This is a genomic window from Bacillus sp. P4_D3 (genome assembly GCF_056401855.1).
In genome coordinates, this window is the sequence record NZ_JBFUIN010001139.1 from 1 (window position 1) to 766 (window position 766).

At 32.4% G+C, this 766-nt stretch carries 1 protein-coding gene; it reads left to right on the forward strand.

The window, feature by feature from the left end:
- Nucleotides 1–45 precede the first annotated feature (45 nt).
- Complete coding sequence (locus tag AC1DTM_RS29835) at nucleotides 46–675, forward strand: class II aldolase/adducin family protein (protein ID WP_477001629.1); 630 nt, start codon at nucleotides 46–48, stop codon at nucleotides 673–675.
- Nucleotides 676–766 lie beyond the last annotated feature (91 nt).

A 766-nucleotide genomic window follows, 5' to 3' on the forward strand; every position in this document is an offset into this window, starting at 1 on the left:
GAAAGGATTTGAACATTATATTAATATTACGCCGGGGGTGACGAAATGTTATTTTTTCTGAAGAAATGGAACGAATTAAATGATGTGAAAGCAGAATTGGCACTTCGCGATTGGTTTTATGGTACAAAAATTAGTTTATCGCTGTGTACGTCAAAAGAGCCATTAACATTTTTAGTGAATGTAGAGGGAAGAGATAAAGGGGTATTTTCTGAAGAAGATTTTATTGTCGTAAATTGCATGTGTGAGCCAGTATTTGAAAACGAAGAAAAACCAGCTACAGAGTCATTTATGCATGCGGATATTTATAAAAAAAGTAGTGCAGAATGTATTTTACAAGTGCAAACTGTAGATAGTCATTTAATGTCAGAGCTATATGGGAAAGAAGGAGAAGTAACATTCGAAAAACGCAGTGTGGAACGTGTTTTTGGAAAAGATGGTATTACAGAAATGACAATTCCAATTGTAGAAGATGAAAAGAAATTCGCTAATTTATTAGAAAATAATGTTCCAAATTTTGTTGAAGGTGGAGGAGTAGTCCTTGTTCATAATTACGGAATGATCGTGTGGGGGAAAACCCCAGAAGAAGCGAAAAAATGGTTGGAAGGTATAGAGTATTTAATGAACTATCACGTAAAGCTTTTAATGATAAAAGGGGCAAAAAGTTCTGTTATATAAGGATGTATTCACAAATATTATCATTCTATAAAAATGAAAGCGTTTTAAAAAGAAATTTCACTCATAAAATATAGGTCTCCTTATTATATAT

Bases quoted from the DNA above. Each gene is read 5' to 3' on its own strand.
- AC1DTM_RS29835 (WP_477001629.1), top strand. From the start codon at position 46: ATGTTATTTTTTCTGAAGAAATGGAACGAATTAAATGATGTGAAAGCA.